Consider the following 24681-nt stretch of genomic DNA (forward strand, 5'->3'; position numbering starts at 1 on the left):
GGGAATGATCGGAACAGATACGTTACAAGGTATGGTACTAGAGCTACGGGATGAAATGTCACACTACCAGCATCAGTTTGGTGTAAGACGGAACGATTTCCTCGTGGAGGCTATGTCCTACGGAATGAGTAAGGAGGAAGCCCGTGCTTATGCTATCCAGCGTATTGGCCCGGTCGTTCCCGTCACCTGTATGCCTACGTTGGCTCTAGGGAAAGTGAGACCGCTCAGTCCGATGTTGGCAATGCGGTACCAATATGCAGGGGATTGGAAGGACATCCATGAGCATCTGCTCCTTCCTGATGAAGTGCTCCGGATCGCAGGTACACAGCATTTTCGCAGCTGGATCAGCGATATGCGAAATTACTGGGTGGAATCGGCCCCTTACCGATTCGGGGATGATCGTCTTTCGCTGCTGTCGGTTGCAAGCGAGAAAGAAGGTCACTTTTCCATGCTCGTCTGGAAGGAACCTGGTGAAGAGCCGGAGGTATGGACGTATGCTTCCCAGCATGAATACCGATTCAGTCATTTGCTCCACTGGTTCAAGTGGATGAACGGGCGCAGTGAAGAATGAGAGGTACAGATGATGAAAAAGAATCGTAATTGGATCGTGCTGTTTATTGGCATTGCTATAATGGTGGGGGTTGCAGACTATTTTACACCAGCTAAGCCTGCGACTACTCCTGAGCTTATCGTTCCAACCGTAATCAGTGAAGAAAGCCTTCAGCTAAGTGATGACTAAACAATAAGGGTCACATTATGGCTGCTGTTAAGTTGATTTTGAGCAAAGTCTCTGGTTTCGATTGAAATTAAAAAAATATAGTTCATTTTCTGTGGTATTCCGTTGTTAAAGTAAGCCGGAAATCACCCTAATAGTTGAGAGGGAATTGAAGCTAATATCAATCGAATGTGGAGCCATTCAGATGTTCAAGCGACTCCGTCATTTCCTCTACAACTTATATTCAGGGGGAATTTTCAATGGCTAGAAGTGCAAGCACATACGCATCTGTAATCGACGGTTTTAAGGTAGAAACGAACAAAAAGTATTCGCCAGTAGGTGGAACAAAATGTAATATTTTTGCACAAGACGTGATGGCTGCGATGTCGGCTTCCTTGCCAAGTGGCTTAGCCAATCAAATGGCTGATGCTTTACTGGGTAACAACACGCCGGGCTGGTACTCCGTAACTTTTCAGGATGCTCAGAAAAGAGCAAACCTCGGGTACCCAACCATCGGGATCAAAAAAGCGGACGGACATGGTCATGTCGTTGTCGTCAGACCAAAGGGTTCATCGATCACGATCTTGAAGGAAGTACAGATCGCTCAGGCGGGAACCAAAAATTACAACAGTAATACTATTAATTACTCTTGGGTGGCAGCTGATCTGCCTGGCGTAAAATTCTATACACACGACTAAGTGGTTTTGAGATATTAGCAGTCAAAATAACCCTGGAAGCAGATCCATTCGATCTGCCTCCAGGGTTATTTTTTTATTTTGAAGCAGAATGTTTAGAAACAATGAAGGCTTTGCCTGGCTTGACAAAAGCAACAGCATAACCATTAGAGAAGGAAGAAGATTCCGATCTGTATTCAAGCTTGGTCAGCAGTTGCCCTTGGCGATTGATGTAACCGAATTTTCCGTTCGAGACAGATGAGTTTGCTTGTTTACCAACTAAAGCAATGCCTTCCTTGAATGGAGATGTAACGTCATACTTTTGTTGATATTTAATGACCAATGTTCCGGTTTTATCAATAAACCCAACCTCATTTTTCGCATTTTTCACACTGGCCAAGCCCTCGCTAAAATCCTGTGCATCCGTAAACTTAAAGGGAATCACGACTTTTCCCTGTTTATTGATGAATCCCCATTTACCCTTGGCATTTTGTACTGGAGCCAATCCTTCCGAGAAGTCTCCGCCGGATTTGTATTGAGGTGGAATGACTTCTTTTCCTGCCGTATTGATATAACCGTATAGTCCCTTGCTATTTTGAACAATAGCCAAGCCATCCGAGAAACTACGACTGTATTTGTATTGATAAGGAATCGCTAGCTTACCGGAAGCATTCACAAAACCAATCTTCCCAGTGTTAGGGGCATAGGCAAGGGCCAGACCTTCTGTAAATACATATTCTGAATCCACATGTTCTTTAAAATGAGAAAGGGTTTTTCCCGTTCGATCTATAATTGCATTTTCTTTGGTGTCTGCTATGGTGACCTTGGCCTTGCCTTCGGAAAAGACATTGGCTTCGGTGTATTGGCAAGGAATGACCAGTGTCCCTTTCGTATTAATGTACCCAAAGAGATTGGTTTTTGTATTTTTGACTACAGCCCGCTGCTCTTGAAAATCACCAACAGGTTTAAGCTCGGCGGGAAGAGAGAAAGCCTTTTGTCCCTTGGTATTGTAATACACAAGGTTTCCGGCAGATGTTTCAGCAGCCAATAAGCCATCATGAAAAGCACCATCGCTTGAAGGACGAGCAATGTTGTAATCTACAGCAGTTTTAGAGACTTCAATGGTTGTTGTGCTGGGTGCGGCCCAGCCTGTTCCAATAACAGAGATGCCAGTAATCAAAATTAATGCAGCTAATCCTAATTTTTTCAACATGCATAAGCTCCTTTGTGAGTTGATTTTTAACTTCGGGCTTCAAAGAATCCTGCCCTCATACGTAAGGCCTTCCATAATATAGACGATAAAAATGTAGGAATGTTTCTTAATATTCAAAATTTTTCTAATTTTCAGTGCGTGAAAGCTCTATTTTTATGTAGGATGCTTGTTCATCTCGTTTCTACTCATCTCTTCTCACCTCAGCTATTCTTTGGCTACGGAGGGACTATCAAGCCTATTCCGTAGCTCATGTTAACATTTTACAGAATCGAATAACATATCATTGGCAGAATCTCTTATAGTGAAAATCGATTATTATTGAGAGATTAAAGATGAGGGATCAGTTCACTTTCAAAAAAAAAGAAGAAAATGTGTCATATTAAAAAAAAGTCTATACATATATGTTAAATGTATAGACAAATTCAAAAAGCGGATTTATAATTACGCTGTAAACGTTTTCTAGTAGTTATCATCCAATCAGACCTTGAAGGGAAGGAACAATCATGAAGAAAATTTTACTGGCGTGCAGCTCAGGTATGTCTACAAGTTTGCTGGTTACTAAGATGCAGGATTATGCTAAGTCCATTGGAGACGAGGCTGAAATTTGGGCAGTAGGTCAAGATCAAGCCGCAGAGGACATGGCTAAGGCTGACGCTGTATTGATCGGCCCGCAAATGAGTTTTCTTAAAGGACAGCTGGAAAAGGAAGCAGCCCAATATGGTATTCATGTAGAAGTGATTGACATGATGGCCTACGGAATGGTTGACGGTAAGAAAGCCTACGAACAGGCTGTGAAACTGGTGGAACGTAAAAATGGATAAAGTTAATATAGCTGATCTGACGGAAGAACAAATTAGTTTCCAACTTATTTTGCATAGTGGAAGCGCTCGCAGCAAAGTGATTCAGGCGCTGACTGAATACAGAAATGAAAATGTAGAAGGTGCGGACGATTTGCTCAAACAAGCCAAGCAGGATTTACGTGCCGCGCATGATATCCATTTTCAAATGGTTAAGAAGGAAGCGGGAGGAACCCAAACTCCCTTCTCGCTCCTTCTAATGCATGCCGAGGATCATTTGATGTCCACGGCTACCATGAAGGATTTGGTTCAAGAGCTGCTGGAGCTGTTCAAATCCAGAAGTTTATAGCTGGACCTGTAAATTTGTGAATTTTGGGACATGAAATGCTTGCAACCCTATTGATGCAAGTCACTTCGCGGGGAGGAATAGGCTTTGTTTGAAAAATTAAGCCGGATACTGATACCTATTGCCGGTAAACTGAACAACAACCGCTATCTTACTGTACTGCGTGATGCATTCATGCTGTCATTTCCATTAACAGTTTTTGGCTCCATTATTGTAGTTATTATTAATCTGCCGTTTCTAAAAGGGTGGATGGGCGACGGCAATTATGCGACTTTTAGCAGTCTGCTGAACATTGCGCCTAATGCCACACTGAATATTATGACCTTATTTGTCATCGTCGGGATTGGTTATTATCTATCTCGAAGTTATAAGGTCGAGCCCATATTCGGCGGTATGATCGCGTTGGCCAGTTTCTTAATGCTCACCCCTTTTGTACTGACACAAGAAAGCGGTGCCACGATTGCTGGTGTCATTCCGGTGGACCGGATTGGTGCCAAAGGCATGTTCCTTGGTATGATCGTCGCCTTTATCGCGGCTGAGATATACCGGAGGGTGACACAGCGAAATTTTGTCATTAAAATGCCTCCAGGCGTTCCGCCAGCCGTTGCCAAATCGTTTGCCGCTTTGCTTCCGGCATGTATTACATTGGGTATATTTTTGATCATTAATGTTGTAGTTACACTGACCCTTCACAATAACCTGCATGATCTGATTTATCATGCCGTACAGGCACCGCTGGTGCATTTGGGCAGTGGTATTATACCTACATTAATTGCTATTTTCTTTGTTCAGCTTTTATGGTTCTTTGGGCTTCATGGTCAGATTATTATCAACTCGGTTATGGACCCAATCTGGAATACACTGGCACTTGAAAACTATGAAGCGTACTCCAAAGGAGCGGAACTGCCGCATATTATCACCAAGCAGTTTGTGGATATTTATACAGTAGGTATCGGTGGTACAGGTATGACATTGGCTGTCGTGCTTTCGATTCTGATCTTCCTGAAGAGTAAGCAATTGAAGCAGGTCAGTAAGCTGGCTCTTGGACCAGGTCTGTTTAATGTCAACGAACCCGTCATATTCGGTCTGCCGATTGTGATGAATCCGCTTATTTTTGTTCCGTGGGTCATTTCTCCAATGATCGTTACGCTGATTACTTACTTTGCCATGACTACGGGGATTGTACCGCCGCCCAATGGGATACAGGTTCCTTGGACGATGCCGTTGTTCTTTAGTGGAATGATGGCTACCGGTTCTCTAATGGGAGGCATACTGCAGTTGTTTAATATGGCTGTCGTCTTTGTCATCTGGTTCCCGTTCCTGAAAATTATTGATCGGATGAACGTTCGTAAGGAGCAGGAAGAGGAGCTTAAACAAGCAGCCGTTGCAGGTAAGGATCAAACTGTTGGAATGTAACATGAATGAGCTGCTAGTGTAGTGGACTTGTTCTTTGCAAAAGAGAGAGGAGTAGAGCTGTGAATCATACCGAAATGAAAGATATAGAGCAGCAAGCCATTCAATACCGTTTTCCGACTGACTTCTGGTGGGGTTCCTCAGCTTCGGCTACCCAGACAGAAGGAACTGTGGAGGGAGACGGCAAAGGACCGAACATTTGGGATTATTGGTTTGAGCAGGAGCCGAACCGTTTCTATGACGGGGTCGGTCCTGCTGATACATCCCGTTTCTATACCCGTTATAAAGAAGATATTGCACTCATGAAAGAGCTTGGCCACAACTCTTTCCGGTTCTCTATCTCCTGGTCACGCCTGTTTCCGGCAGGGAAAGGTGAAATAAACCAGCAGGCGGTTCAATTTTATAATTCCGTCATTGAAGAGTTGCACCAGGTGGGCATTGAGCCGTTTGTGAATCTGTATCATTTTGATTTGCCGATGGCTTTACAGGAAAAAGGAGGCTGGGTAAACCGCGAGACGGTCGAAGCTTACGTGGATTACGCGAACACTTGCTTTGAGTTGTTCGGGGATCGTGTAGCCAAATGGTTTACGCATAACGAGCCAATTGTCCCGGTGGAAGGCGGCTATCTATACGATTTCCACTATCCCAATGAAGTGGATTTCGGTAAAGCTGTACAGGTGGGATATCATACCCTGTTATCGAGCGCCAGTGCCATTAAGGCTTACAGAGAAGGCGGCTATAAGGGCAAAATCGGTATTATTTTGAACCTGACGCCGAGCTATCCGCGTAGTCAGCATCCGGCAGACGTGCAGGCTGCTGAAATATGCGACGCGTTCTTTAACCGTTCCTTTTTAGACCCATCTGTGACGGGAGAATTTAACCCTTTGCTTGTGGAGCTGTTACGCCAAGAGGGATTTGTACCGAGCATGGAAGATGGAGATCGGGAAATTATACGCCAGGGTACTGTAGACCTGCTGGGGATTAACTATTATCAGCCGCGCAGAGTCAAGGCTCGCGAAAGTCTCCCAAATCCAGACGCACCTTTTGTGCCGGAACGATTCTTCGATTATTATGCCATGCCTGGTCGTAAGATGAATGAGATGCGAGGCTGGGAGATTTATGAGAAGGGCATTTACGACATTCTGACCAATGTCAGAGAAAATTACGGCAACATTGAATGCTTCATTTCAGAAAACGGAATGGGCGTACAAGGTGAAGAAAAATTCAGAGATGAGCAGGGTATGATCTGCGATGATTATCGTATTGATTTTATCCGTGAGCATCTCAAATGGGTCCAACGAGCTATCTCAGAAGGGTCCAATGTGAAAGGCTATCACTTATGGACGTTTATGGACAACTGGTCCTGGACGAACGCATATAAGAATCGTTACGGCTTTGTATCCGTGGATCTTCAGAACGAGGGTAAAAGATCCGTTAAGCAGAGTGGGTACTGGTTCAAACAAGTGATCGAAAATAACGGATTCTAAGGTAAGGTGGGGGGTGGTCCTTTGGACCGCCTTTTTTTTCTTCATTGCTGAAAGGAAGCTGTGCTGTATACCGCTGGTGAGAAAGTATAATGTTCGGTATACTTACTATACCGTCATACCTTAACGTCCCGCCTGCAGAACAGAAAAACCAGCGCTACCGATATTTTGGTAAAATGCTGACATAAAACAATTTTTAGTACAGGTGGTAGACAGATGAACAAATACGAGCGGATTGCACAAGAGGTCAAAGAGCGTATTATGAATAAGACCTACTGCAGTGATGATCCCATCCCTGATGAGATCTCATTGGCAAAAGAGTTTCGTGTAAGTCGAATGACGATTAAGAGGGCATTGGACACATTGGTGATGGACGGACTGCTGAATCGTAAAAGAGGACACGGAACCTTTATCGTCAAATCGGTCTACAATGGCCCGGTTAATGTCGTTGTGAATGAAATGCTGGGGCTGACCAACGTACTGCGCGGGAAAGAAATCAAAAGTAAAATCATAGCCTTTGACGTTCAATTTCCATCCGAGGAAGTAGCGACTCATCTGTTTATTGACGTCAATTCTCCTGTATATCATGTGATCCGTCTGCGTGTTGTGGAGGGCGAACCCTATGTTATCGAGCGCACGTACATGCCAACGAAGCTGATTAGCGGTATTACCGAGGAAGTGTTGTATGGCTCGGTGTACAAACATATTAAGGAGGAACTGGGCCTTAATATTGTCGGTTCACATCGTACTATCCGGGCATCCAAGTCGACGGAACTGGATCGGGAGCATCTGGATTGTGCAGCAGATGACCCAATCTTGGAAATTGAGCAAGTGGGTTATCTGGATACGGGGATACCATTTGAATACTCATTCTCGCGCCATCGGTATGATAAATTTGTGTTTACCACAGTGAATCGGATGCGTTGAGCCAGTGAGTAAGAAACGGATGGTAAAGCACAAGCATGGCAGAAGAAGGCCTAACTGATGTGGGCACTCTCCTGCCATGTTCTTTTTAATGAAGCAAATTAATTGCCAAGCAATCTCACTTCATGCACCGTCGGAGTATACCAGTTGTTCGGATTATTGAATAGCACTGCATTTACAAGATTGATTCGCACGTAACGGGCTTGAAAATTAACTTTGTCACTGGTAAAGCCGTATGCAGTATTGCTCGTACGGTCAATGGTGGAATAATGAACGCTATCCGTACTATATTCGATCTTATACTTGTAATATGCCTCAGATCCTTTGTACATAAACCATGAAATATCCACTTCGTTAATCGTCTTGGTACTGCCCAAATCCACCTGCCACCAAGCAGGCCAGGATGCAGATGTAGCCTTCCATGAGGTTTGGGGATTGCCATCGTTCGCCAGTGAGGCCGGGGAAGCAGATGCGGCTGAACTGGCAGTAGCTGTTTTGCCTTGCGCGTGATTCACAAGGGATGGCAGGATGACTGTGCCTGTAGCAGCATCCATATCCCAGCTACTGTACCAGTTTAGAGTAGCCGTTTTATTGGAGTCATTCAGGGTCAATGGCAACCAGATGAATTTGTGATCGCTCAGATTGAGCGGGTTCCAGCGGTCGCCCATATAGATGTAGCTGGTTCCTGCGCTGCCTGTAATTGTGGCGATGGAATGGATTTGCGAGCCGTAAGCCGCCGGATCACCGAAAGGCGACAAAGCAGACCAGCTTCCAGTCATGGAGCTGGCGGTTGCATAAGCACCCTGATTCGGATACCAGCCGGATGCCTGCGAGGTAAACAGGTAGTAGGTATTGTTCTTTTTCACAACAGCGGGGGCTTCGCGATAGCCATTTTCAAAAATCCAGCCAACGAACGACTGCACGCCTGTATAATCGGCCGTCAGCTTGAAGATTGCCATCGTATCATTGGCGCCACCATTTTTACGGGAAGCTGTAATGAGGTAGCCGCTACCGTCGGTATCCGTGAACACCGTCATATCACGGGACTCATAATTCAGCGGGCGGAAGCTGCCTTGGTAGGTGAAATTCCCGTCTGGTGTATCGCTGGTAGCAACAGCTACGCGACCGAGTGAGTAGTCCGTGCCATTTTCATAGTGTGCCCATAGTACATATTTTCCGGTGGATTTGTTGTAAATGACTTTAGGCCGCTCGATTTTGCTCGAATTCAGCTCAGGGGCGGAATCTTTGGTGAGGATACTACTGCGGAAGGACCAATTCTTCAAATCAGTCGAGGTATATACGTTCACTTTTTCAAATTTCCAGTTCTCAGCGTGCTCGCCGTACCAATAATAAGTGGAACCTACTTTTAGGATATTGCCGCTGTTCGCCTGAATCGGGTTTCCTGCGGTGTCCTTCCAATCCGTTCCATTCGTAATGGCTGTGCTTGCTGTTGCACTCAAGGACAGTTCTGCATTAGCGGCGTCCAAACCATTCATCGATGGGTTCATCTCGCTCCCATAGGTTGCTTGCGTAACGCCTGTTGTATTGGCATGTACTGCATCGGGTTGAAGACCTGCACCGACCACTGCGATTATAATACAAATCCATGGGGCTAACCATTTGCTGTTGTTGATCCACTTCACGATATCATCTGCCTCCCTAATATAGATAGGATGGCCCCGAACAGCTTGTCCGGTACCTCATCTACGATTCTATCTTAATTGGAAGCGTTTACAAGTGGAATAAATTGAAGTCTTTCGAATCATAAATTGGAATCGGTACTGAATGAAAATGGGAATGTTGGTCGGCTGAGTTAAAAGAAGCGTCTCTTTGCCTACTTGTGGATGTGCTATTATCTACACCGGGAATGTATATAATTGTGCGTTTTGTCATTGACACGTTCACATTATTTCAAATTTAAAGTGACTGGAATCACATAAACGGTTACTTTATGTGGGTATACTTGCTTTAATTGAAGGTTAACAAAAGGGAGCTATGTTGTAACGCCTTTTGTTCATCATTATTTTGGAGAAAAGAGGGATACAACAATGCTAAGTGAGCAAACCATTGCAACGATCAAATCGACTGTACCTGTTTTGGAGGTACACGGAACTACAATCACCAAGCGTTTTTATCAGATGATGTTCGAGGCCCATCCCGAGCTTCTCAATATATTTAATCACGCGAATCAGAAGCAAGGACGTCAACAGGGGGCGCTGGCCAATGCTGTATATGCGGCCGCACAGCACATTGACCGTCTGGAGGAAATTCTTCCGGTGGTACGCCAGATTGCACATAAGCATCGTAGTTTGGGGATTAAGCCAGAGCATTATCCTATCGTCGGGAAATATCTACTCGCTGCGATCAAGGACGTGCTAGGGGATGCAGCAACAGATGAGATCATCAACGCATGGGCTGAAGCCTATGGTGTGATTGCGAATGTATTTATAGATGTGGAAGCTGAAATGTACAAGGAGGCTGAACAGCAGCAGGGAGGTTGGTCAGACTTTAAGAACTTTGTTGTACAGAAAAAGGTTAAGGAAAGCGAGCGAATTACGTCCTTTTACCTGGTGCCGCAGGATGGACAGGTGCTGCCTGCATTCGAGCCTGGGCAATATATCAGCTTGAAGATGGAGATTCCGGGTGAACATAATACTCATATCCGTCAATATAGCCTTTCTAGTGCACCAGGAAAACCTTACTACCGGATATCCGTAAAACGAGAGGATGCTGTAGGGTCTCGTCCAGCGGGCAAGGTATCTGTGTATCTGCATGAGCACGTGCAGGAGGGCGATGTACTATTGGTATCTGCACCGGCGGGTGACTTTACCCTGGATCGGACAGATCGCAGACCTGTTGTATTGATCAGTGGTGGAGTCGGGCTCACCCCGATGGTTAGCATGCTGGCTTCCCTGGTGGAAACTGCTCCGAATCGGCCCGTCACTTTTGTCCACGCAGCAGTCAGCGGAGATAACCATGCTCTGCGTAATGAGGTGGAAGAACTAGTCGCCACACATGCACAGGCGGCCGTTCGGTGGTGCTACAGCAGACCAACCGAGCAGGATCGTCTAGCCCAGGCTTTTCACAAGGAAGGACGTTTGGATCTGGCCTGGCTGCAATCCGTAATACCGGAACGTAATGCGCAATATTACTTTTGCGGCCCTGTGGGATTCATGCAATCGGTATACGGCCTGTTGAAAGAGTGGAATATCCCTGCATCGGATATCCACTATGAATTTTTTGGTCCTGCTAGTGCATGGGAAGCAGAAGCGCAGTGAGACATTAAAAAAAGGCGAAGGATGGTTATCCTTCGTCTTTTTTGTGTTTATGACTATGAGGAAATCCTACTCATTGGCTCTACGCTTCTTCAAAGTGTGCCCATATTTTCATGACATGGGCGGACGCAAAAATTCTATATGCTGCGGCATATACTGTCGTAAAGCTTCTGGAATGCGGATCGAACCGTCCTCTTGTTGGTGATGCTCTAGCAACGGGATCAAGATCCGAGGCGAAGCGACCGCTGTATTGTTAAGTGTGTAACAATATTGTAGCTTGCCGTCCGCATTACGGTACCGGATGTTGGAACGACGCGCCTGAAAATCAAGCAACTGGGACGACGAGTGTGTTTCGCCGTAAGCCTGTCTGCTAGGCATCCATGTCTCAATGTCTAACTGCTTGTAGGTTTTTTGAGACATGTCGCCTGTACAGACAGCCATCTTGCGGTAGGGTAGCTCCAGCAGTTGAAGCAGATCTTCCGCATTGCGCGTAATCTCCTGAAACATTTGCTCTGAAGCGTCCAGACTCGCTTCGCAGATGATGACCTGCTCCACCTTGGCAAACTGGTGCACACGATACAGTCCGTGCACGTCCCTTCCGGCCGAGCCAACCTCGTTGCGGAAGCATACGGATACCGCCGCCAGCCGAATCGGGTCTGTAACGTCCACAATCTCACCGCTGTAATACGAGACCAGCGGAACTTCCGAGGTGCCTACAAGCCATTGATCTTCTCCTGCGATACGGTACGTCTGATCCAGTCCAAGCGGGAAAAAGCCAGTGCTGCGCATTGCCTCAGAGCGTACCATTAATGGTACGTCCAGCAGCTGAAATCCTCGTTCGCTCAGCAGATCAACAGCAAGCTGCTGTACAGCCCGGTGCAACGCGACCCCAGCTCCCGTCAGATAATAGTTACGGGTACCGGCTGTTTTGACACCGCGAGGCACATCGATCAGGTTGTGAAGCTGGCCGAGCATCATATGATCCTTGGGTTCAAATCCAAAGTCAGGTATCGTTCCGACCCGTTCCAGTTCTACATTATCTTGATCCGACTGGCCTCGCGGCGTATCCGGGGATACGATATTAGGCATTAGAAGCAAGAGCTGTTGAAACTGTTGCTCTAGTTCCTGTTGCGGGGCTTCCAGAAGATCTAGCCGTCCGTTAATTTCTTTGACCTGCCGCTTAGCCTCATCCGCCTGTTCATTTTTCCCGGCCTGAATTAGCGCCCCAATATCCTGACTACACTGATTACGCATCTGGCGAAGCTGCTCCACTTCCTGAAGCAGCTGCTTTCTCCGATCATCCAGGGTTAACAGCTCTGCGACCGATACTTGTATTCTTTTGTCGTCTGCCGCTCTCTGAACCTGCTCTTGATGCTCTCTAATCCACTTGATATCTAACATGACACCGCACTCCTTTTCGGATAAAAATACAAAAAGCGCCCTCATCCACACATGGGACGAGGAGCGCTTTGATCTCGCGGTGCCACCCAAATTGATCGGACAGCATGACAGAAGTCATGACTCTCCAATCCACTTTGCTCCGCTTTAACGGGCGGGTCCGGTTTACTTAGGAACATATCGCCATATCGTACACTAACGTATAATCCTTGGCGTAAACGCCTCCGAGTTGGATGCTCTTCACAGGCACAATGTCGTTTGCTTTTTTGTAAGTATACGAATTTTTGGCAGGTTAATCAAGGGCATGAGTCAGTACACTGGATTACTTCCTTTTTTCAACATGATCTTTCCAATAAAAATAAATACACAATGCGATTAAGATAAGTGGAAACAAGTGAAAAGCCGATTTCATGTTTGCGAAGGGGAAAGGTAGGCTTTATTTCTTATGTATTTCCATTCTACTTCATCTGTGATAATGAAACTGGAAGAATATTTAAGTAATAGCCTTAATTCAGCGTTCAAAATGGGCTATAGTCTCTATAATGCTATTTTAATTTCATGTAAAATGTAATGATTACCAAAACGACAGCGATGGAGGGGAACATGGAGGATTTTAAAGATCGTTTACATACGATCCGCCAAGAACAGAACAAGCTGCTCAAGGAGTATCAAACATTAATCGCAGATTACGAGGCTTCAGATATCATTTTGGAAAACGAGGTTCTGCGAAAAAAGTTCGAGGATTATCAGGCTCGCTGCATTCACTTGGAAGAGCGGGTACGACATATTGAGCAGGAAAATGGAAAGCTGCGTACTGCGCTGACGGAGCAGATGTTGAGCGAAAAGGCGAATATGATTCGCATTTCGCGGGAAAAGCTGGAGACCTATTTTGCTTCCAGAACCGCAGAAGGGGAAAACCGGCTGACATCCATTGAATATGGGGCTAAAAACCGGGTGGACCAGCTTATTCAGCAAACCACTCATGAGCTTAAAGAGGATCAGGATGAGATCGTCGCTAGACTGAGACTGTTCTCGGAGGAGATTCGTGACCGGATCATGGAGCAACGCAGGCGGTTTCAGGAAGCAGAGCGCAAATTGCTTCATCAGACGGAAAACGAGCTTCATCAGCTCGGGGAAGAAGAGATCAGCGAAGAAACGATGCAGAAGCGCATGAAGCAGAATCAGTTTGAAATGATGCTGGGATTGAACTGGATTAACAAGCTGGGGATTTTGCTCATTATCTTGGGTGTGGGAGCCGCTTTTAAATACTCATACTCAAACTGGTTTACAGGGAATATGAAGGGCGTTGCGTTCTTTTTGCTAGGAGCGCTGATGCTGGGCGCCGGCGAGTGGTTGTATCGCAAGCAGAAGCAGACCTTTGCGCTCGGTATTTTGGGCGGCGGTATTTCTGTACTGTACGGGTCCATATTTTATAGCTACTTTTTGCTAGAAATCATAGGAATGTATACAGGCATAGGCTTGTCCGTTCTAGTTACGGTGACCGCTGTGCTGTTGTCCTTAAGATATGAGTCTCGAACGATATGTTCCTTCGGTTTAGTAGGGGGATATCTTCCGTTGTTCTCCTATATGGCAGCAAACGGGCTGGAAGGAAACGCCGTGTATATCGCGATGGGCTATCTATTCCTGCTGAACCTGCTGATCCTGCTTGTATCCTTCCGCAAACGGTGGGTCATCGTGCAATATATCAGCTTTCTGCTCAATACCCCATTAATGGTTGTACTCGCGTGGTTATCAGAAAGCAATATAGCCAGCATGCTATATGCAATCATTACATTTGCGATGTATCTCGGGATGACACTGTGGGTGCCGTTCCGACTCAAAACAAAACTATCATGGCTGGATTTCTCCTTGTTGGCTCTGAATACAGTTGTGAGCTGTTCCGTTCTGTATTCTCTGTTCGGCGATGCAGGTCTGGATGATTACAAAGGATTACTGGCACTCGTCTTTTGCTTGGTGTATGGGGCTTGGGCCAATGGGTACGGCGATATATTCCAGAGGAGAAACAAACCAAAATACTGTTTTATGCGACATCATTGACCTTTGCCATTCTCATGATTCCGTTCCAGTTTGGAGTCAGATGGTTGTCCATGGGCTGGTTAATCGAGGCTGTGCTTCTTACATTGTATGGACATCGCTATCGCTTGAAAGAATTGAAGCGTGCAGGATGGGGCATTCTAGGATTGTGTCTGGGCGCATTCTTTTTCATTGATTTCCCTATATATCTGTTGTCAGGCTTTGAGACAGATTATTTTGGGCTCAAATATACGCTCATTACACTGGGAATGTTGATCGTTACTGTCTTCTATGCGATTGAATATAGTCGTCCGAATGCTTTCAAAAACAATCGTTTGTACGAAATGCATATCATGCAAGGATTTAAGTATGTAGCTTTGGTGAACGTGTACCTCTATCTTTTGTACGAAGCTGGGCATTGGTATAACATCGTCGTATCCGATGAGTTTGCACATTACACCTTGTACAAGGTATTGTTGTTCACCTGCGTATCCCTGGTGTTAGCTTATTTCCTGCCTAAAGTGAAACTGCTGTACGATCGGGTGATTAAATACTATAGCTTGGCATTGTACGTCATAGGCTACGCGCTGGCATTGGTGGTTACCCTAGCGATTCCAACCTTGCATGAGGATTATGCGCAGAATACGGCTGCTGATTACGTTGCGCTAATTGTACTGGTAGCCTTTAATGTACTGGTATTCTTCAGCAGCAGGGACTTCCTAAACGCACTGATGACGCGACATTATAGAAGTAATGAGCTATATCCGGTCATTATGGGTGTATATTTGTTGGGCATCATTACCGCCTTTCTCGGAGTTCAGTTCCACCTGGGAGACGCAGGTCTTGTGTTCAGTCTGGTGTATCTCCTGTTGGCCATTTTGTATATTGTATACGGCTTCCTCAAGCGAGTGGTCTACATCCGCCGATTTGGGTTGGGCTTGACTCTGCTAGCTACAGGTAAGCTGCTATTGTACGATCTACACCTATTAACGTCGGGAAGTACGATTGTAGCCTATTTCTCCTTTGGGGTTGTATTGCTGGCCATTTCGTATATTTACCAAAAAGTATCCAATCGTATGGGAGAGACCATTATAAAGAAGGATACTGAAGAAAAAATGTAGTTTTTTGTTGTATTGTGTAGATACCGAACATTATGAAAATAAATCCGGTAATAGTGAAAAATTATGCATGACCTTACATCCTACTTACGCTATAATGAGAAAAAATTATTTATGTACGCATGCTCAAGTTTATGCGTAAGTAGAGAGAATGAGGGGGATACCATGAATTTGGGCAAGGGGCAGAATAACCTGTCTGATAAGCATGAACGCTTCTCGTCGGCTGGATTCATTTTGGCAGCGATCGGGAGTGCGGCAGGACTAGGTAACATCTGGAAATTTCCGTATATTACCGGACAATATGGCGGAGCTGCATTTTTCTTGTTATTTATTGTCTGCTTGTTGCTTGTTGGTTTGCCTGTACTTTTAGCAGAGCTTGCGCTTGGTCGTGCAGGTCGAGGAAGTGCTGCCTCTGCAATGGTGAAAGTAGGCGGACATCCAATTTGGGGCAAGATGAGCATTATGTTTGTTATCGTGCCGTTTGTTATTTTGTCGTTCTATGCCATTGTAGGAGGATGGACACTGCATTATGCCGTAGAGGCATTTAGCGGAAGTCTGTTTTCGAATAATGATTTTGCTGGTCAGTTTGCTTCATTTTCCTCCGGCTATGCACCGTTGGTATGGTTGTTAATTGTTTTTGCATTTACAGCAGTCGTGGTTACCCTTGGGGTATCGAACGGAATTGAAAAGTTCAATAAAATTTTGATTCCTGCTAAGGTCATCCTGTTGCTCGTGCTGATGATTAACGCTCTCATGCTGCCAGGTTCTGGTGCGGGTGTATCCTTCTTTTTGAATCCTGACTTTTCTAAGTTAAGTATAGAATCTGCATTGGTTGCTTTGGGACATGCCTTCTTCTCCCTCTCACTGGGGATGGGGATCATGGTCACATATGGTGCTTATGTAGATCGTCGACAATCGCTGGGTGGAGCTATGCTGGCAGTGGGTGGCGGGGATTTAATCTATGCATTTATCGCAGGTATGATCATTTTCCCTACAACCTTCTCCTTTGGTATTAACCCTGCCCAAGGACCGTCTTTGGTTTTTATTGCTTTACCGGCTGCATTCTCTGCCATGCCTTTCGGAGCTTTCTTCGGCGGTTTGTTCTTCGTATTGCTGGCGGTTGCAGCATTAGGCTCTATGGTATCCCTGCTGGAGGTACCCGTAGCTTATGTTATGGAGCGGTTCCGTTGGGGCCGGGTACGCTCGGTTGTCATCGTATCGATCCTGTGTCTGTTGCTGGGTGTCCCTTCTGCATTGTCGATGGGGTTGGTTCCAGAGTTAAAGGTGGGCGACAAATCTTTCTTTGACTTTGTTGACTTCACAGCGTCCAACATCTTCTTGCCATTGGGCGGCTTACTGATAGTTATATTCACAGGGTACTACTGGAAAACTGCTGGCGAGCATGCCAATCTCAAGCCTTTCTGGTTCCGTGTATGGTTGTTCGGCCTTCGGTATGTTGCACCGATCCTGATGTTGTTGGTCTTCCTTCATACTTCAGGGATCATCAAATTTTAATAGACACGAATTAAAAAAAAGGTATTTTCTTCCTAAGGGAAGAGATACCTTTTTTTGTATATCTATCAGTGGTTACCTAACTGTGGAAAGGAATGATATAATAAAAACATTGTCATTAATTTTAACTTCAATGAAATCATTACGATTATGAAGTTTTATATAATGAATGAAAAGGCTACAGGGCATCGCACAGACGATGTGCAGGAGAGGGAAAGGGCAGAAGAGCATTGAAACAGACAGAGAGTTCGAATTTGCAAGAAGGACGGCGGCTGAAATGAAGTCTAATCGGTTGTCGCCACAACGTCGTTATATGCCAGGTTTGGATGGATTAAGAGCACTGGCGGTCATCGCAGTCATTGTGTATCATTTGAATCCGGATTGGTTACCGGGTGGTTTGTTGGGTGTAGGCGTTTTTTTTTACTTTGTCGGGGTATTTGATTACAGATATTCTAGTCAGTCAGTGGGATACATATCATAGTTTTAAAATGAAAGATTTCTGGGTGCGTCGTGCCAGAAGATTGCTGCCTGCCATGCTGACGGTGGTGGCTGTCATTGTCCTGTGCTCGTTGCTCTTCGATCCGTCACGGCTTACGGCCTTGCGCGGAGATGTACCTGCCGCATTGGTGTATATGAGCAATTGGTGGTTTATTTTCCATCAGGTTTCGTATTTTGAAAGTTTCGGTCCTCCTTCTCCGCTTGGGCATCTGTGGTCGCTGGCGGTGGAGGAACAGTTTTATATCCTGTGGCCTTTACTACTGGCGCTTGGGCTGAAGTACATGCCCAAGCGTATTGTACTGGCCGGATGGGTGATTTGTCTGGCGTTAATATCCGCGCTCCTGATGGCCGTGATTTACGTACCGGGAAGCGATCCGAGCCGGGTATATTATGGCACGGACACACGCGGCTTCGCTCTACTGATTGGTGCGGCGCTGGCCTTGGTATGGCCAAGCGGCAAGCTGAAAGAGCATGCTTCGGCGAAGGCGCGCTTGCTTCTAGATGGCGTCGGTGCAATCAGCTTGCTGCTGCTATGCCACTGGGCGTGGGCCTCGAATGAATATGACCCAGCTCTGTACCGCGGCGGCTTGCTGGGGATTGCGGTGGTCACTGCTATTGTGGTTGCAGCATTGGCACACCCGGTGAGCCATCTCGGTCGCCTGCTTGGACGCAAGCCGCTGCGCTGGATCGGCGCCCGTTCCTACGGACTGTATCTATGGCATTTTCCAGTTATCACGCTAACGACACCTCAGGTGGATACCGATGGTGTGCATGTGATGCGTATCGTTATACAATTGCTGGCTACCATACTGCTGGCGTCTCTCTCGTTTAAATATATCGAGGAACCGATTCGGCATGATGGATTCCGGCACTGGATTGCAGGAATTCGTTCAGCGGTTCGTCGGCAGATGCGGTGGAGATGGATCTCTACAACCGCAACAGCAATGCTTTGTATAGGTATTGGTGTGGGTACCGTTCACCTGTACGTGGTATCCCCTGATGCAACGTTGCAGGCAGCATCTAGTGATGAGCAGCCAATTGCCAAGGCAAAGGCGATGCCGCCGCTTCACGGAACGGTGTCCGTAGCCTCCAAGGAGTCTACAGCCACCAAGCCGCAAGGAGCCAAGGACAGTAAGACTCCATCTCAAGCCCAGACGCCTAAAAATACGGCAGTCAAGGCTGGTACTACGGATGGCGTTACGACACAGATGGAACCTTCGACCACATCCCAAGAAGCTAAGCCTATGACAGGCGATGGCTCTAGTGTGACTGCCATTGGAGACTCTGTCATGCTCGATGTACAGTCGTACATTCAGGAATCCTTCCCAGGGGCTGTTGTGGATGGACGGATCGGCCGCCAAATGGCGGAAGCGCCTGCCGTATTGGAGCAACTGAGACAGAACGGACAACTGGGCAAGACGGTTATTATTGAGCTGGGTACGAACGGCGCTTTCACCAAGGACCAGCTATCCAATCTGCTCGCCAGTCTGAAGGATACAAAGCATATAATACTTGTGAATACCCGTGTACCTCGGCCTTGGGAGAGCATTGTGAACAAGCATCTTGCTGAGGCTGCATCCCAAGACCCAAGAATTACAATGATTGACTGGTATGCAGCAAGCTCCGGTAAAAACTCATATTTTGAGCATGATGGAGTACATTTAAAACCTAAAGGCGCTAAAGCCTATGCATCTTTACTGGCTCAGGCCCTAACGAAGCAATCTTAATGAACAGAACCGCAATGATATTCATAAATTATGCAAATGCAAGATAAGAAACCACCGGGAGTAGGTTGTCCGTCCCCTGGTTGAAGTGCAACCTTAAACTTTCATTGGCTGAACCGCAGAGTTTTCCAGTGTTCGTTGTAAGGTGCGCTTTCACCCTGCTCCGGTGGTTTTTCTTATTTTAGGGTGGAGGTACATAATCTAATGGAAAAGGGTTATTCACATAGTAGAACAAGAGAGCACCGCTTGAAGAGGAACAAAAGAAGGCTGATGCTGATTGCTATTGTATTATTTGTGGCAGGCTGCATTACTTTTATTGCGATAAAGGTCTCAGATAGCAAACCACATGCGCCGACTCAGGAGCTTGCTAAAAAAACAGATTCTGTATCCAAGGACTCATCCAAAGTTAAAGCCAGCGCAGGGGCAAACAATAAAGCAGCCTCTCCAAAAAATGATCCCGGTGTAGAAGACGGTGCCTTTGTTGAAAAATATTTAAATCAGCAAATGCTAGGAAAGATGCCTGATGGAGCCGATGGTAAAAAGGTGGCCTACTTATCCTTTGATGACGGTCCATCCGTGACGGTCACCCCCCAAATATTAGACATTCTGAAAAAGCAGAAGGTCAAGGCCACCTTTTTTATTGTAGGTAAAGAAGCCAATGAGAATGAGCATACCCGGAACCTTATCAAAAGAATTGTCAAAGAGGGTCACGCGATAGGAAACCATACGTACTCACATAACTATAAGTATTTATATCCGAACAGACGAGTAAATACGGATCATGTTATGCAGGAGATCGAGAAGAACAATCAGGTTCTAAAAAGCATTCTGGGACCAGAATTCTCCACCAGAATGATCCGATTCCCTGGGGGGCACATGACATGGAACAGAAGAGATCCACAAGGAATGGCTGCTCTGGATAAGGTTTTACTTCAAAAGGATTACCATCAGGTGGACTGGAATGTATTAACGAAGGATGCAGAGGGAAGATCCAAGAAAGCACCCGCACTAATTAATCAGTTTATGAGGTCAGTCAAAGGCCGAGAAAAAGCGATCATACTCATGCATGACACTTATGGTAAAGAAGAAACAGCCAAAGCATTGCCGCAAATTATAGAATATCTGAAGAAACAGGGATATGAATTTAAGGTTATGAAGTAAGATATATATGAGAAAAGGACGGGGCTCATCGCCACCGTCCTTTGTGCTATTTAAAAGTACATAGTCCGCATCATTTAGATGCGCTCTGCTTCACCCATCGCCTGAATGAAAGCTCCGATACCTTTGGGATCGTTAGTTATAATCGGCTCGCTGATATAGTAAGCGAAGGTACCATCCCGGCGATCTTTACCACCTAGACCGCTTACTTGTACTGTTTTGTTCAGATTCACAAGTCCTTCTTCAGTAATCGTAATAAATTCATCAATAATACCTTTACGGATGATTTCTGCTTCTTGGCGATAATGCTCTGGCAGATAACCTTTGCGAACACCTTTGGCCATAGCGTATAGAATCATGCAGGAAGCAGATGCTTCCAGATAGTTGCCTTTCACATGGCCCAGGTTGAGCACCTGATAAAAGACGCCGCTTTCTTTATCACGCACTTTCAGCAAGGCTTCCAGTGTTTCTCTCAGCATATCAATCAAGACGGGACGATCTGCATGATCTTCTGGAATGTAGTCCAGCACGTCGACGAGTGCCATGACAAACCAGCCCATTGAGCGGCCCCAGAAATTTTTGGAACAGCCGGTTTCCGGGTTGCACCAATGCTGTTCCCGCTTCTCATCCCAAGCGTGATAGAGCAGACCCGTTTCAGGATCACGCGTATGCTTGTAGCATAGCTTGAATTGCAGGGTCACATCGTCAAACTCTGACGGATCTCCGAATTCGCGAATAAACTCAGCATAGAACGGGGCACCCATGTACAAGCCGTCAAGCCAAATTTGATACGGATAAATTTGCTTATGCCAGAATGCGCCCTCGCTTGTGCGTGGATGTTTTTCCAGCTGACTGCGTAATTGGAAGGCTGCCTTTTTATAGCGTTCATCGCCTGTGGCACGATACAGAGTGAAGAGCAGCTTGCCGTTATTCACATGGTCAATGTTATACTCATCTACTTTATAGCGCTGAATCACACCATTTTCATCAACAAAGTGATCCATATGTTTTTTTATATATTCCATATACTTGGGATCGCCTGTCAATTCGCCAACCCATTCCAAACCTCTGTAAATCACGCCATGGTCATATTCCCATTTTTCATAAAATTCCGGACTCCGTTTAATCACGGAATCGCTCATACGTACAGCCCAGGAATCTGTTTTTGTAGGATTTGTTGTTGGTTGCGATGTTGAATTTGCCATGATACAGTCACCTCTTCAGTAAAGTTTAATCTGTAATGTTATTGTTGTTACATAGACGGAGTGTGTGTCTTAGGATCAACGGGTTTGTTCTTAAAGCCCACATTATTGTTGCCCCAGCACCGATCGTAGCTGAAGCCTGTTAGTTGTTCGAACACTTTTCGAGCTTCTGGCTTGGCTGATTTCATGGAGCCACCGTTTTTGAGGCGGTCAATCTCGGCGATTAGCTTCTTGTGGCTGTCAATATCCAGCTTCATTACGACAGAAGCAATCATCCCGATGATTGCGAGAACAATAGTACCCACCACGAGTACATAGAAGATAGCGTGCTGAGCAGAGACTGGCTGACTCTCAGCTCCGGATACAAAGCCAAAGTGCTGTAACACCCAGCCGAGAATGAAAACGACAACAGCCCGCACCATTTTTCCGGCAAAAGTCATCATACCCGCATAAATACCTTCCCGGCGACGACCAGTCAACGCTTCATCCACATCGGCAAGGAACGTGTATTGATTCCAAGGAATGTAGTAGACGCCACCCGTACCAAGCCCCATGAACAGTGTGATGACATATAGCCACATCATCGTATTAGAGGCTCCTGTGAGATAGAGCAGACCATAACCTGCTACGCTAAAGCAAACGACGACGAGTGCGGCGATGAAAGGCATACGAAACCCTTTACGCACACAGAATTGGATGAAGAAATAGGTAGAAATCAGTTGAATGACAGAGTTGAAGCTGTTGAGATTGGATACCATTTCAGAGCTTTGGAACAAGGAGAAAACAATAAAGTACGTAAAAGCTGAAGTAAACAGCCACTCAGCGGAAAAGCCGCCCAGGTACATCCCGAGATGATGACGGAACGTCTTGACCCGAAAAGTAGAGGAAATATCGATAAACAACTTTTTCATGGAATCTATAAAAGAAAGCGGAGCTTCACCTTCCAGTTCCTTTTGTAATTCCTCACTTGGACGCTCCCAGGAGTTTTTGTACAAGAATGCCATGGCGATCAGCAAGATTGCTGCAAAAACGAGACCGGTATACAAGAAAGGCAATGGAGAGTCTTTGCCGTACGCAGCAATAAAGCGACCAGGGATAAAAGCGGCGGCGAAATTGGCGATTTTACCAAACATGGCCTTCCATCCGGTCAATCTGGAGCGTGCGCCAAAGTCCCGGGTCATCTCGGACGCTAGTGCTTCATACGGTACCATGACAGAGGTGTACACCAGTTCAAACAGCACGTACGTACTCAAGTAATACCAGAAGCCCAACCCATCTATCCAAAGCATCGGATACACGAGCATCAGCGGAATACCCATCATGATGAAAAAACGGCGTCTGCCGAATTTACGACCTAAGCGGGTTCGGTGAAAGTTATCGCTGATAAAGCCCATGATCGGATTGCTGACCGCATCTATGATGCTGGCAACAGAGAAAATGGCTGCGGCCTGAACAGGAGACAGTCCGCAAAAGGTTGTATAAAAGTACATTAACCATGCACCGCTAATAGCAAGTGCACCACTTCCCAGCATGTTACCGCTTCCATAGGCAAGTGTATGTTTCAATGTGATTTTTCGTTCCATGATCTGTTCACCTCATATTTTGTCTGGTTATGAGGACAATCACCGGTCGCTATATTATGCAGAATGGTCTAGGTTGGTAGATGGGCCAGGCGTCCTGATTAGGTGGGGCTTTTACCGTGCCCCTATATTTCCGCTCGGAGTACCCGAGCCAATCAGATCGCTTCCTTTGGCCAGCTTAAGGAAATCACCCAGCTGGATGGAACCGTCTGTACTTCGAGTGATGGAAGGCACGAGACTAACAAAGTCGTCTGCACTGGCTGTGAGACCTTTGGCATTCGTCGTTTTTTTGTTTTTCCACCAGACGTTAGAGTTATCTTGATCCGTACCACTTGTTTTATCACTTGCTGTTCCCTCGAAAGAAAGATTGTTAATGAACACGTGTTCACCCTTATCAAAGGCGAAATTGCTTTGTCCATTGTCCCATGAAGTATTGTTGGTCAAAGTAATGGTGCCAGGGTTGCTATTGTAGGTGAAACCGTGTTTTTTGTTTTGGAAAGCGATACTGTTTTTTACAATATGGTTGACCTTGATTTTGTCTCCACCCAGCTTAAAGCCGTTGCCGTCACTGTTCGCAGTAGACGTTCCATCAGAGGTTTGCCCGTTGTGATGGGCCACACTGTTCAAAATGGTTACGGCACCGATAGGGCCTGTTTCCGTTTTACTGTACAGATCCCAGCCATCGTCTACGTTGTACGCTGCCAAGCAGTTATCGAACACATTGCCTGATCCTACAGTCAGTTTAGCCGCGAAGCCATCGGCATCCTCGCCATTATCGGGATCGGCGTTATCGTGAGAGTAGGAATTCAAAATCAAATTGTTCGCAGGCCACTCACTGGTGGAAGCGTTAGGGGAGTAGCGTCCGAGTTGGAGCCCGGTATCCCGATTGTGGTGGGTCTCGACGTTTTCAATTCGGTTATTGCTGCCGCCAATATAGATACCGTTATCTCCGGCACCTTTGACTTCAAGACCTTTCACCAGCCAGAAGTCCCCGTTAAGCTGAAGTCCCCGATTAGCTGAACCAAAGGCCTGAGCAGAGAAATCAAGTACAGGTTTTTCACTACCGTAAGCGACTAATCCTTTGAGTGAGCCGTTATTGCCGTTATTTCCACGCTGAATTGTAATCGTTGAGGAGTAGGCGTATTTACCACCGCGCAGGTAGATGGTTTTGCCAGGAGCAATTTGTGTCAGTGCTGCTTCGAGGGTGGTAGGACTAGATATGGTACCCGGATTGGACACGTTACCATTTGGAGCCACATACAAATCGCCTGCCGCTAACGTGGTGGAAACAGTTGTTGAATCGGTTGCACTAACTGCCTCCTCTGTGAGTGTGGTAGAGGGGAGGTTGTTGGATGGAATATCCGCGTAAGCGGTTCCAATAAGACAAGAAGAAGCAAAAACAAAAGAAACACCGAGTCTTAGAGCGTTAAAGCCGTTTTTTGAATGATCATTCCGTTTAAACATGTAAATTCCTCCTTATCTGAGCTCATATTTTAAAAGAAGATAGCACATATAAAAGTCGCTCATGCTGTCTTTCCATTAAAAAAACAGGACACCTCCTGGGGGGACAGATTGATCTATCATAAGTCCAAAACGCTCTAAGAAGTATATGCACA

At 46.0% G+C, this 24681-nt stretch carries 17 protein-coding genes and 2 pseudogenes; 13 read left to right on the plus strand and 6 right to left on the minus strand.

Going from position 1 to position 24681, the window contains the following annotated elements; all coding sequences use genetic code 11:
- Positions 1–4: 4 nt before the first annotated feature.
- The 3 genes from C400_RS0104460 to C400_RS0104470 all read left to right on the plus strand — a co-directional run bounded on the left by C400_RS0104460 (position 5) and on the right by C400_RS0104470 (position 1413).
- Positions 5–571: a hypothetical protein gene (locus C400_RS0104460; RefSeq protein ID WP_017426111.1), complete on the plus strand. Its 567-nt coding sequence runs from the start codon at positions 5–7 to the stop codon at positions 569–571.
- Positions 572–583: 12 nt separating this feature from the next.
- The gene (locus tag C400_RS27365; RefSeq protein WP_017426112.1) at positions 584–739 is read left to right on the plus strand and encodes a hypothetical protein; all 156 of its coding nucleotides are present in this window, start codon (positions 584–586) and stop codon (positions 737–739) included.
- 236 nt (positions 740–975) lie between these two features.
- Entirely contained in the window at positions 976–1413 is a 438-nt protein-coding gene (locus tag C400_RS0104470) for a hypothetical protein (protein WP_016822626.1), read from the plus strand.
- 73 nt (positions 1414–1486) lie between these two features.
- Here the strand turns inward: C400_RS0104470 and C400_RS0104475 are convergent, their stop codons facing one another.
- The gene (locus C400_RS0104475; protein ID WP_017426113.1) at positions 1487–2602 is read right to left on the minus strand and encodes a WG repeat-containing protein; all 1116 of its coding nucleotides are present in this window, start codon (positions 2600–2602) and stop codon (positions 1487–1489) included.
- A 503-nt stretch (positions 2603–3105) separates the two neighbouring features.
- Here C400_RS0104475 and C400_RS0104480 point away from each other — a divergent pair.
- The 5 genes from C400_RS0104480 (at position 3106) to C400_RS0104500 (ending at position 7569) form a co-directional block, all read left to right on the plus strand.
- Positions 3106–3423, plus strand: a complete 318-nt coding sequence (locus tag C400_RS0104480) for a PTS sugar transporter subunit IIB (RefSeq protein ID WP_013312603.1) — start codon at positions 3106–3108, stop codon at positions 3421–3423.
- On the plus strand, positions 3416–3748 hold the full coding sequence (locus C400_RS0104485; protein WP_016822628.1) for a PTS lactose/cellobiose transporter subunit IIA: 333 nt from the start codon (positions 3416–3418) through the stop codon (positions 3746–3748). Before C400_RS0104480 ends, C400_RS0104485 begins: the two co-directional genes overlap by 8 nt.
- 84 nt (positions 3749–3832) lie before the next feature.
- Positions 3833–5161: a PTS cellobiose transporter subunit IIC gene (gene celB / locus C400_RS0104490; protein WP_016822629.1), complete on the plus strand. Its 1329-nt coding sequence runs from the start codon at positions 3833–3835 to the stop codon at positions 5159–5161.
- A gap of 74 nt (positions 5162–5235) precedes the next feature.
- A complete protein-coding gene (locus C400_RS0104495; protein WP_026065363.1) occupies positions 5236–6645 on the plus strand; it encodes a glycoside hydrolase family 1 protein in 1410 nt (469 codons plus the stop codon).
- Between the two features lie 213 nt (positions 6646–6858).
- Positions 6859–7569: a GntR family transcriptional regulator gene (locus C400_RS0104500; protein WP_016822631.1), complete on the plus strand. Its 711-nt coding sequence runs from the start codon at positions 6859–6861 to the stop codon at positions 7567–7569.
- Between the two features lie 98 nt (positions 7570–7667).
- Here the strand turns inward: C400_RS0104500 and C400_RS0104505 are convergent, their stop codons facing one another.
- The gene (locus C400_RS0104505) at positions 7668–9209 is read right to left on the minus strand and encodes a family 43 glycosylhydrolase (protein WP_017426115.1); all 1542 of its coding nucleotides are present in this window, start codon (positions 9207–9209) and stop codon (positions 7668–7670) included.
- 405 nt (positions 9210–9614) lie between these two features.
- Between C400_RS0104505 and hmpA the strand changes: the two genes are divergently transcribed.
- Positions 9615–10844 (plus strand): NO-inducible flavohemoprotein, encoded by a 1230-nt coding sequence (hmpA, locus tag C400_RS0104510; RefSeq protein WP_016822633.1) that lies wholly within the window; start codon positions 9615–9617, stop codon positions 10842–10844.
- Between the two features lie 108 nt (positions 10845–10952).
- Here the strand turns inward: hmpA and serS are convergent, their stop codons facing one another.
- A complete protein-coding gene (gene serS, locus C400_RS0104515) occupies positions 10953–12242 on the minus strand; it encodes a serine--tRNA ligase (RefSeq protein WP_017426116.1) in 1290 nt (429 codons plus the stop codon).
- Positions 12243–12842: 600 nt separating this feature from the next.
- Between serS and C400_RS28635 the strand changes: the two are divergent.
- The 4 genes and pseudogenes from C400_RS28635 to C400_RS0104535 all read left to right on the plus strand — a co-directional run bounded on the left by C400_RS28635 (position 12843) and on the right by C400_RS0104535 (position 20286).
- A pseudogene (locus C400_RS28635) lies at positions 12843–15394 on the plus strand (DUF2339 domain-containing protein).
- Positions 15395–15556: 162 nt separating this feature from the next.
- Positions 15557–16906, plus strand: coding sequence for a sodium-dependent transporter (locus tag C400_RS0104525; protein WP_017426117.1), 1350 nt, complete (start codon positions 15557–15559; stop codon positions 16904–16906).
- 166 nt (positions 16907–17072) lie between these two features.
- Positions 17073–19128, plus strand: a pseudogene (locus C400_RS0104530) (acyltransferase family protein).
- Positions 19129–19329: 201 nt separating this feature from the next.
- The gene (locus C400_RS0104535) at positions 19330–20286 is read left to right on the plus strand and encodes a polysaccharide deacetylase family protein (protein WP_016822639.1); all 957 of its coding nucleotides are present in this window, start codon (positions 19330–19332) and stop codon (positions 20284–20286) included.
- 74 nt (positions 20287–20360) lie between these two features.
- Here C400_RS0104535 and C400_RS0104540 read toward each other — a convergent pair whose 3' ends face one another.
- From C400_RS0104540 to C400_RS0104550, 3 genes are all read right to left on the minus strand, one after another.
- Positions 20361–21488, minus strand: coding sequence for a glycoside hydrolase family 88/105 protein (locus tag C400_RS0104540; protein WP_016822640.1), 1128 nt, complete (start codon positions 21486–21488; stop codon positions 20361–20363).
- Between the two features lie 47 nt (positions 21489–21535).
- Positions 21536–23068, minus strand: coding sequence for an MFS transporter (locus C400_RS0104545; RefSeq protein WP_017426119.1), 1533 nt, complete (start codon positions 23066–23068; stop codon positions 21536–21538).
- Between the two features lie 111 nt (positions 23069–23179).
- Positions 23180–24529 (minus strand): right-handed parallel beta-helix repeat-containing protein, encoded by a 1350-nt coding sequence (locus tag C400_RS0104550; protein WP_017426120.1) that lies wholly within the window; start codon positions 24527–24529, stop codon positions 23180–23182.
- Positions 24530–24681: the final 152 nt, after the last annotated feature.

This window comes from Paenibacillus sp. ICGEB2008 (genome assembly GCF_000307675.1).
Lineage (GTDB): Bacteria > Bacillota > Bacilli > Paenibacillales > Paenibacillaceae > Paenibacillus > Paenibacillus polymyxa.

Bases quoted from the DNA above. Each gene is read 5' to 3' on its own strand.
- C400_RS0104460 (WP_017426111.1), top strand. From the start codon at position 5: ATGATCGGAACAGATACGTTACAAGGTATGGTACTAGAGCTACGGGAT.
- C400_RS27365 (WP_017426112.1), top strand. From the start codon at position 584: ATGAAAAAGAATCGTAATTGGATCGTGCTGTTTATTGGCATTGCTATA.
- C400_RS0104470 (WP_016822626.1), top strand. From the start codon at position 976: ATGGCTAGAAGTGCAAGCACATACGCATCTGTAATCGACGGTTTTAAG.
- C400_RS0104475 (WP_017426113.1), bottom strand. From the start codon at position 2,602: ATGTTGAAAAAATTAGGATTAGCTGCATTAATTTTGATTACTGGCATC.
- C400_RS0104480 (WP_013312603.1), top strand. From the start codon at position 3,106: ATGAAGAAAATTTTACTGGCGTGCAGCTCAGGTATGTCTACAAGTTTG.
- C400_RS0104485 (WP_016822628.1), top strand. From the start codon at position 3,416: ATGGATAAAGTTAATATAGCTGATCTGACGGAAGAACAAATTAGTTTC.
- C400_RS0104495 (WP_026065363.1), top strand. From the start codon at position 5,236: ATGAAAGATATAGAGCAGCAAGCCATTCAATACCGTTTTCCGACTGAC.
- C400_RS0104500 (WP_016822631.1), top strand. From the start codon at position 6,859: ATGAACAAATACGAGCGGATTGCACAAGAGGTCAAAGAGCGTATTATG.
- hmpA (WP_016822633.1), top strand. From the start codon at position 9,615: ATGCTAAGTGAGCAAACCATTGCAACGATCAAATCGACTGTACCTGTT.
- serS (WP_017426116.1), bottom strand. From the start codon at position 12,242: ATGTTAGATATCAAGTGGATTAGAGAGCATCAAGAGCAGGTTCAGAGA.
- C400_RS0104525 (WP_017426117.1), top strand. From the start codon at position 15,557: ATGAATTTGGGCAAGGGGCAGAATAACCTGTCTGATAAGCATGAACGC.
- C400_RS0104535 (WP_016822639.1), top strand. From the start codon at position 19,330: ATGGAAAAGGGTTATTCACATAGTAGAACAAGAGAGCACCGCTTGAAG.
- C400_RS0104540 (WP_016822640.1), bottom strand. From the start codon at position 21,488: ATGGCAAATTCAACATCGCAACCAACAACAAATCCTACAAAAACAGAT.
- C400_RS0104545 (WP_017426119.1), bottom strand. From the start codon at position 23,068: ATGGAACGAAAAATCACATTGAAACATACACTTGCCTATGGAAGCGGT.
- C400_RS0104550 (WP_017426120.1), bottom strand. From the start codon at position 24,529: ATGTTTAAACGGAATGATCATTCAAAAAACGGCTTTAACGCTCTAAGA.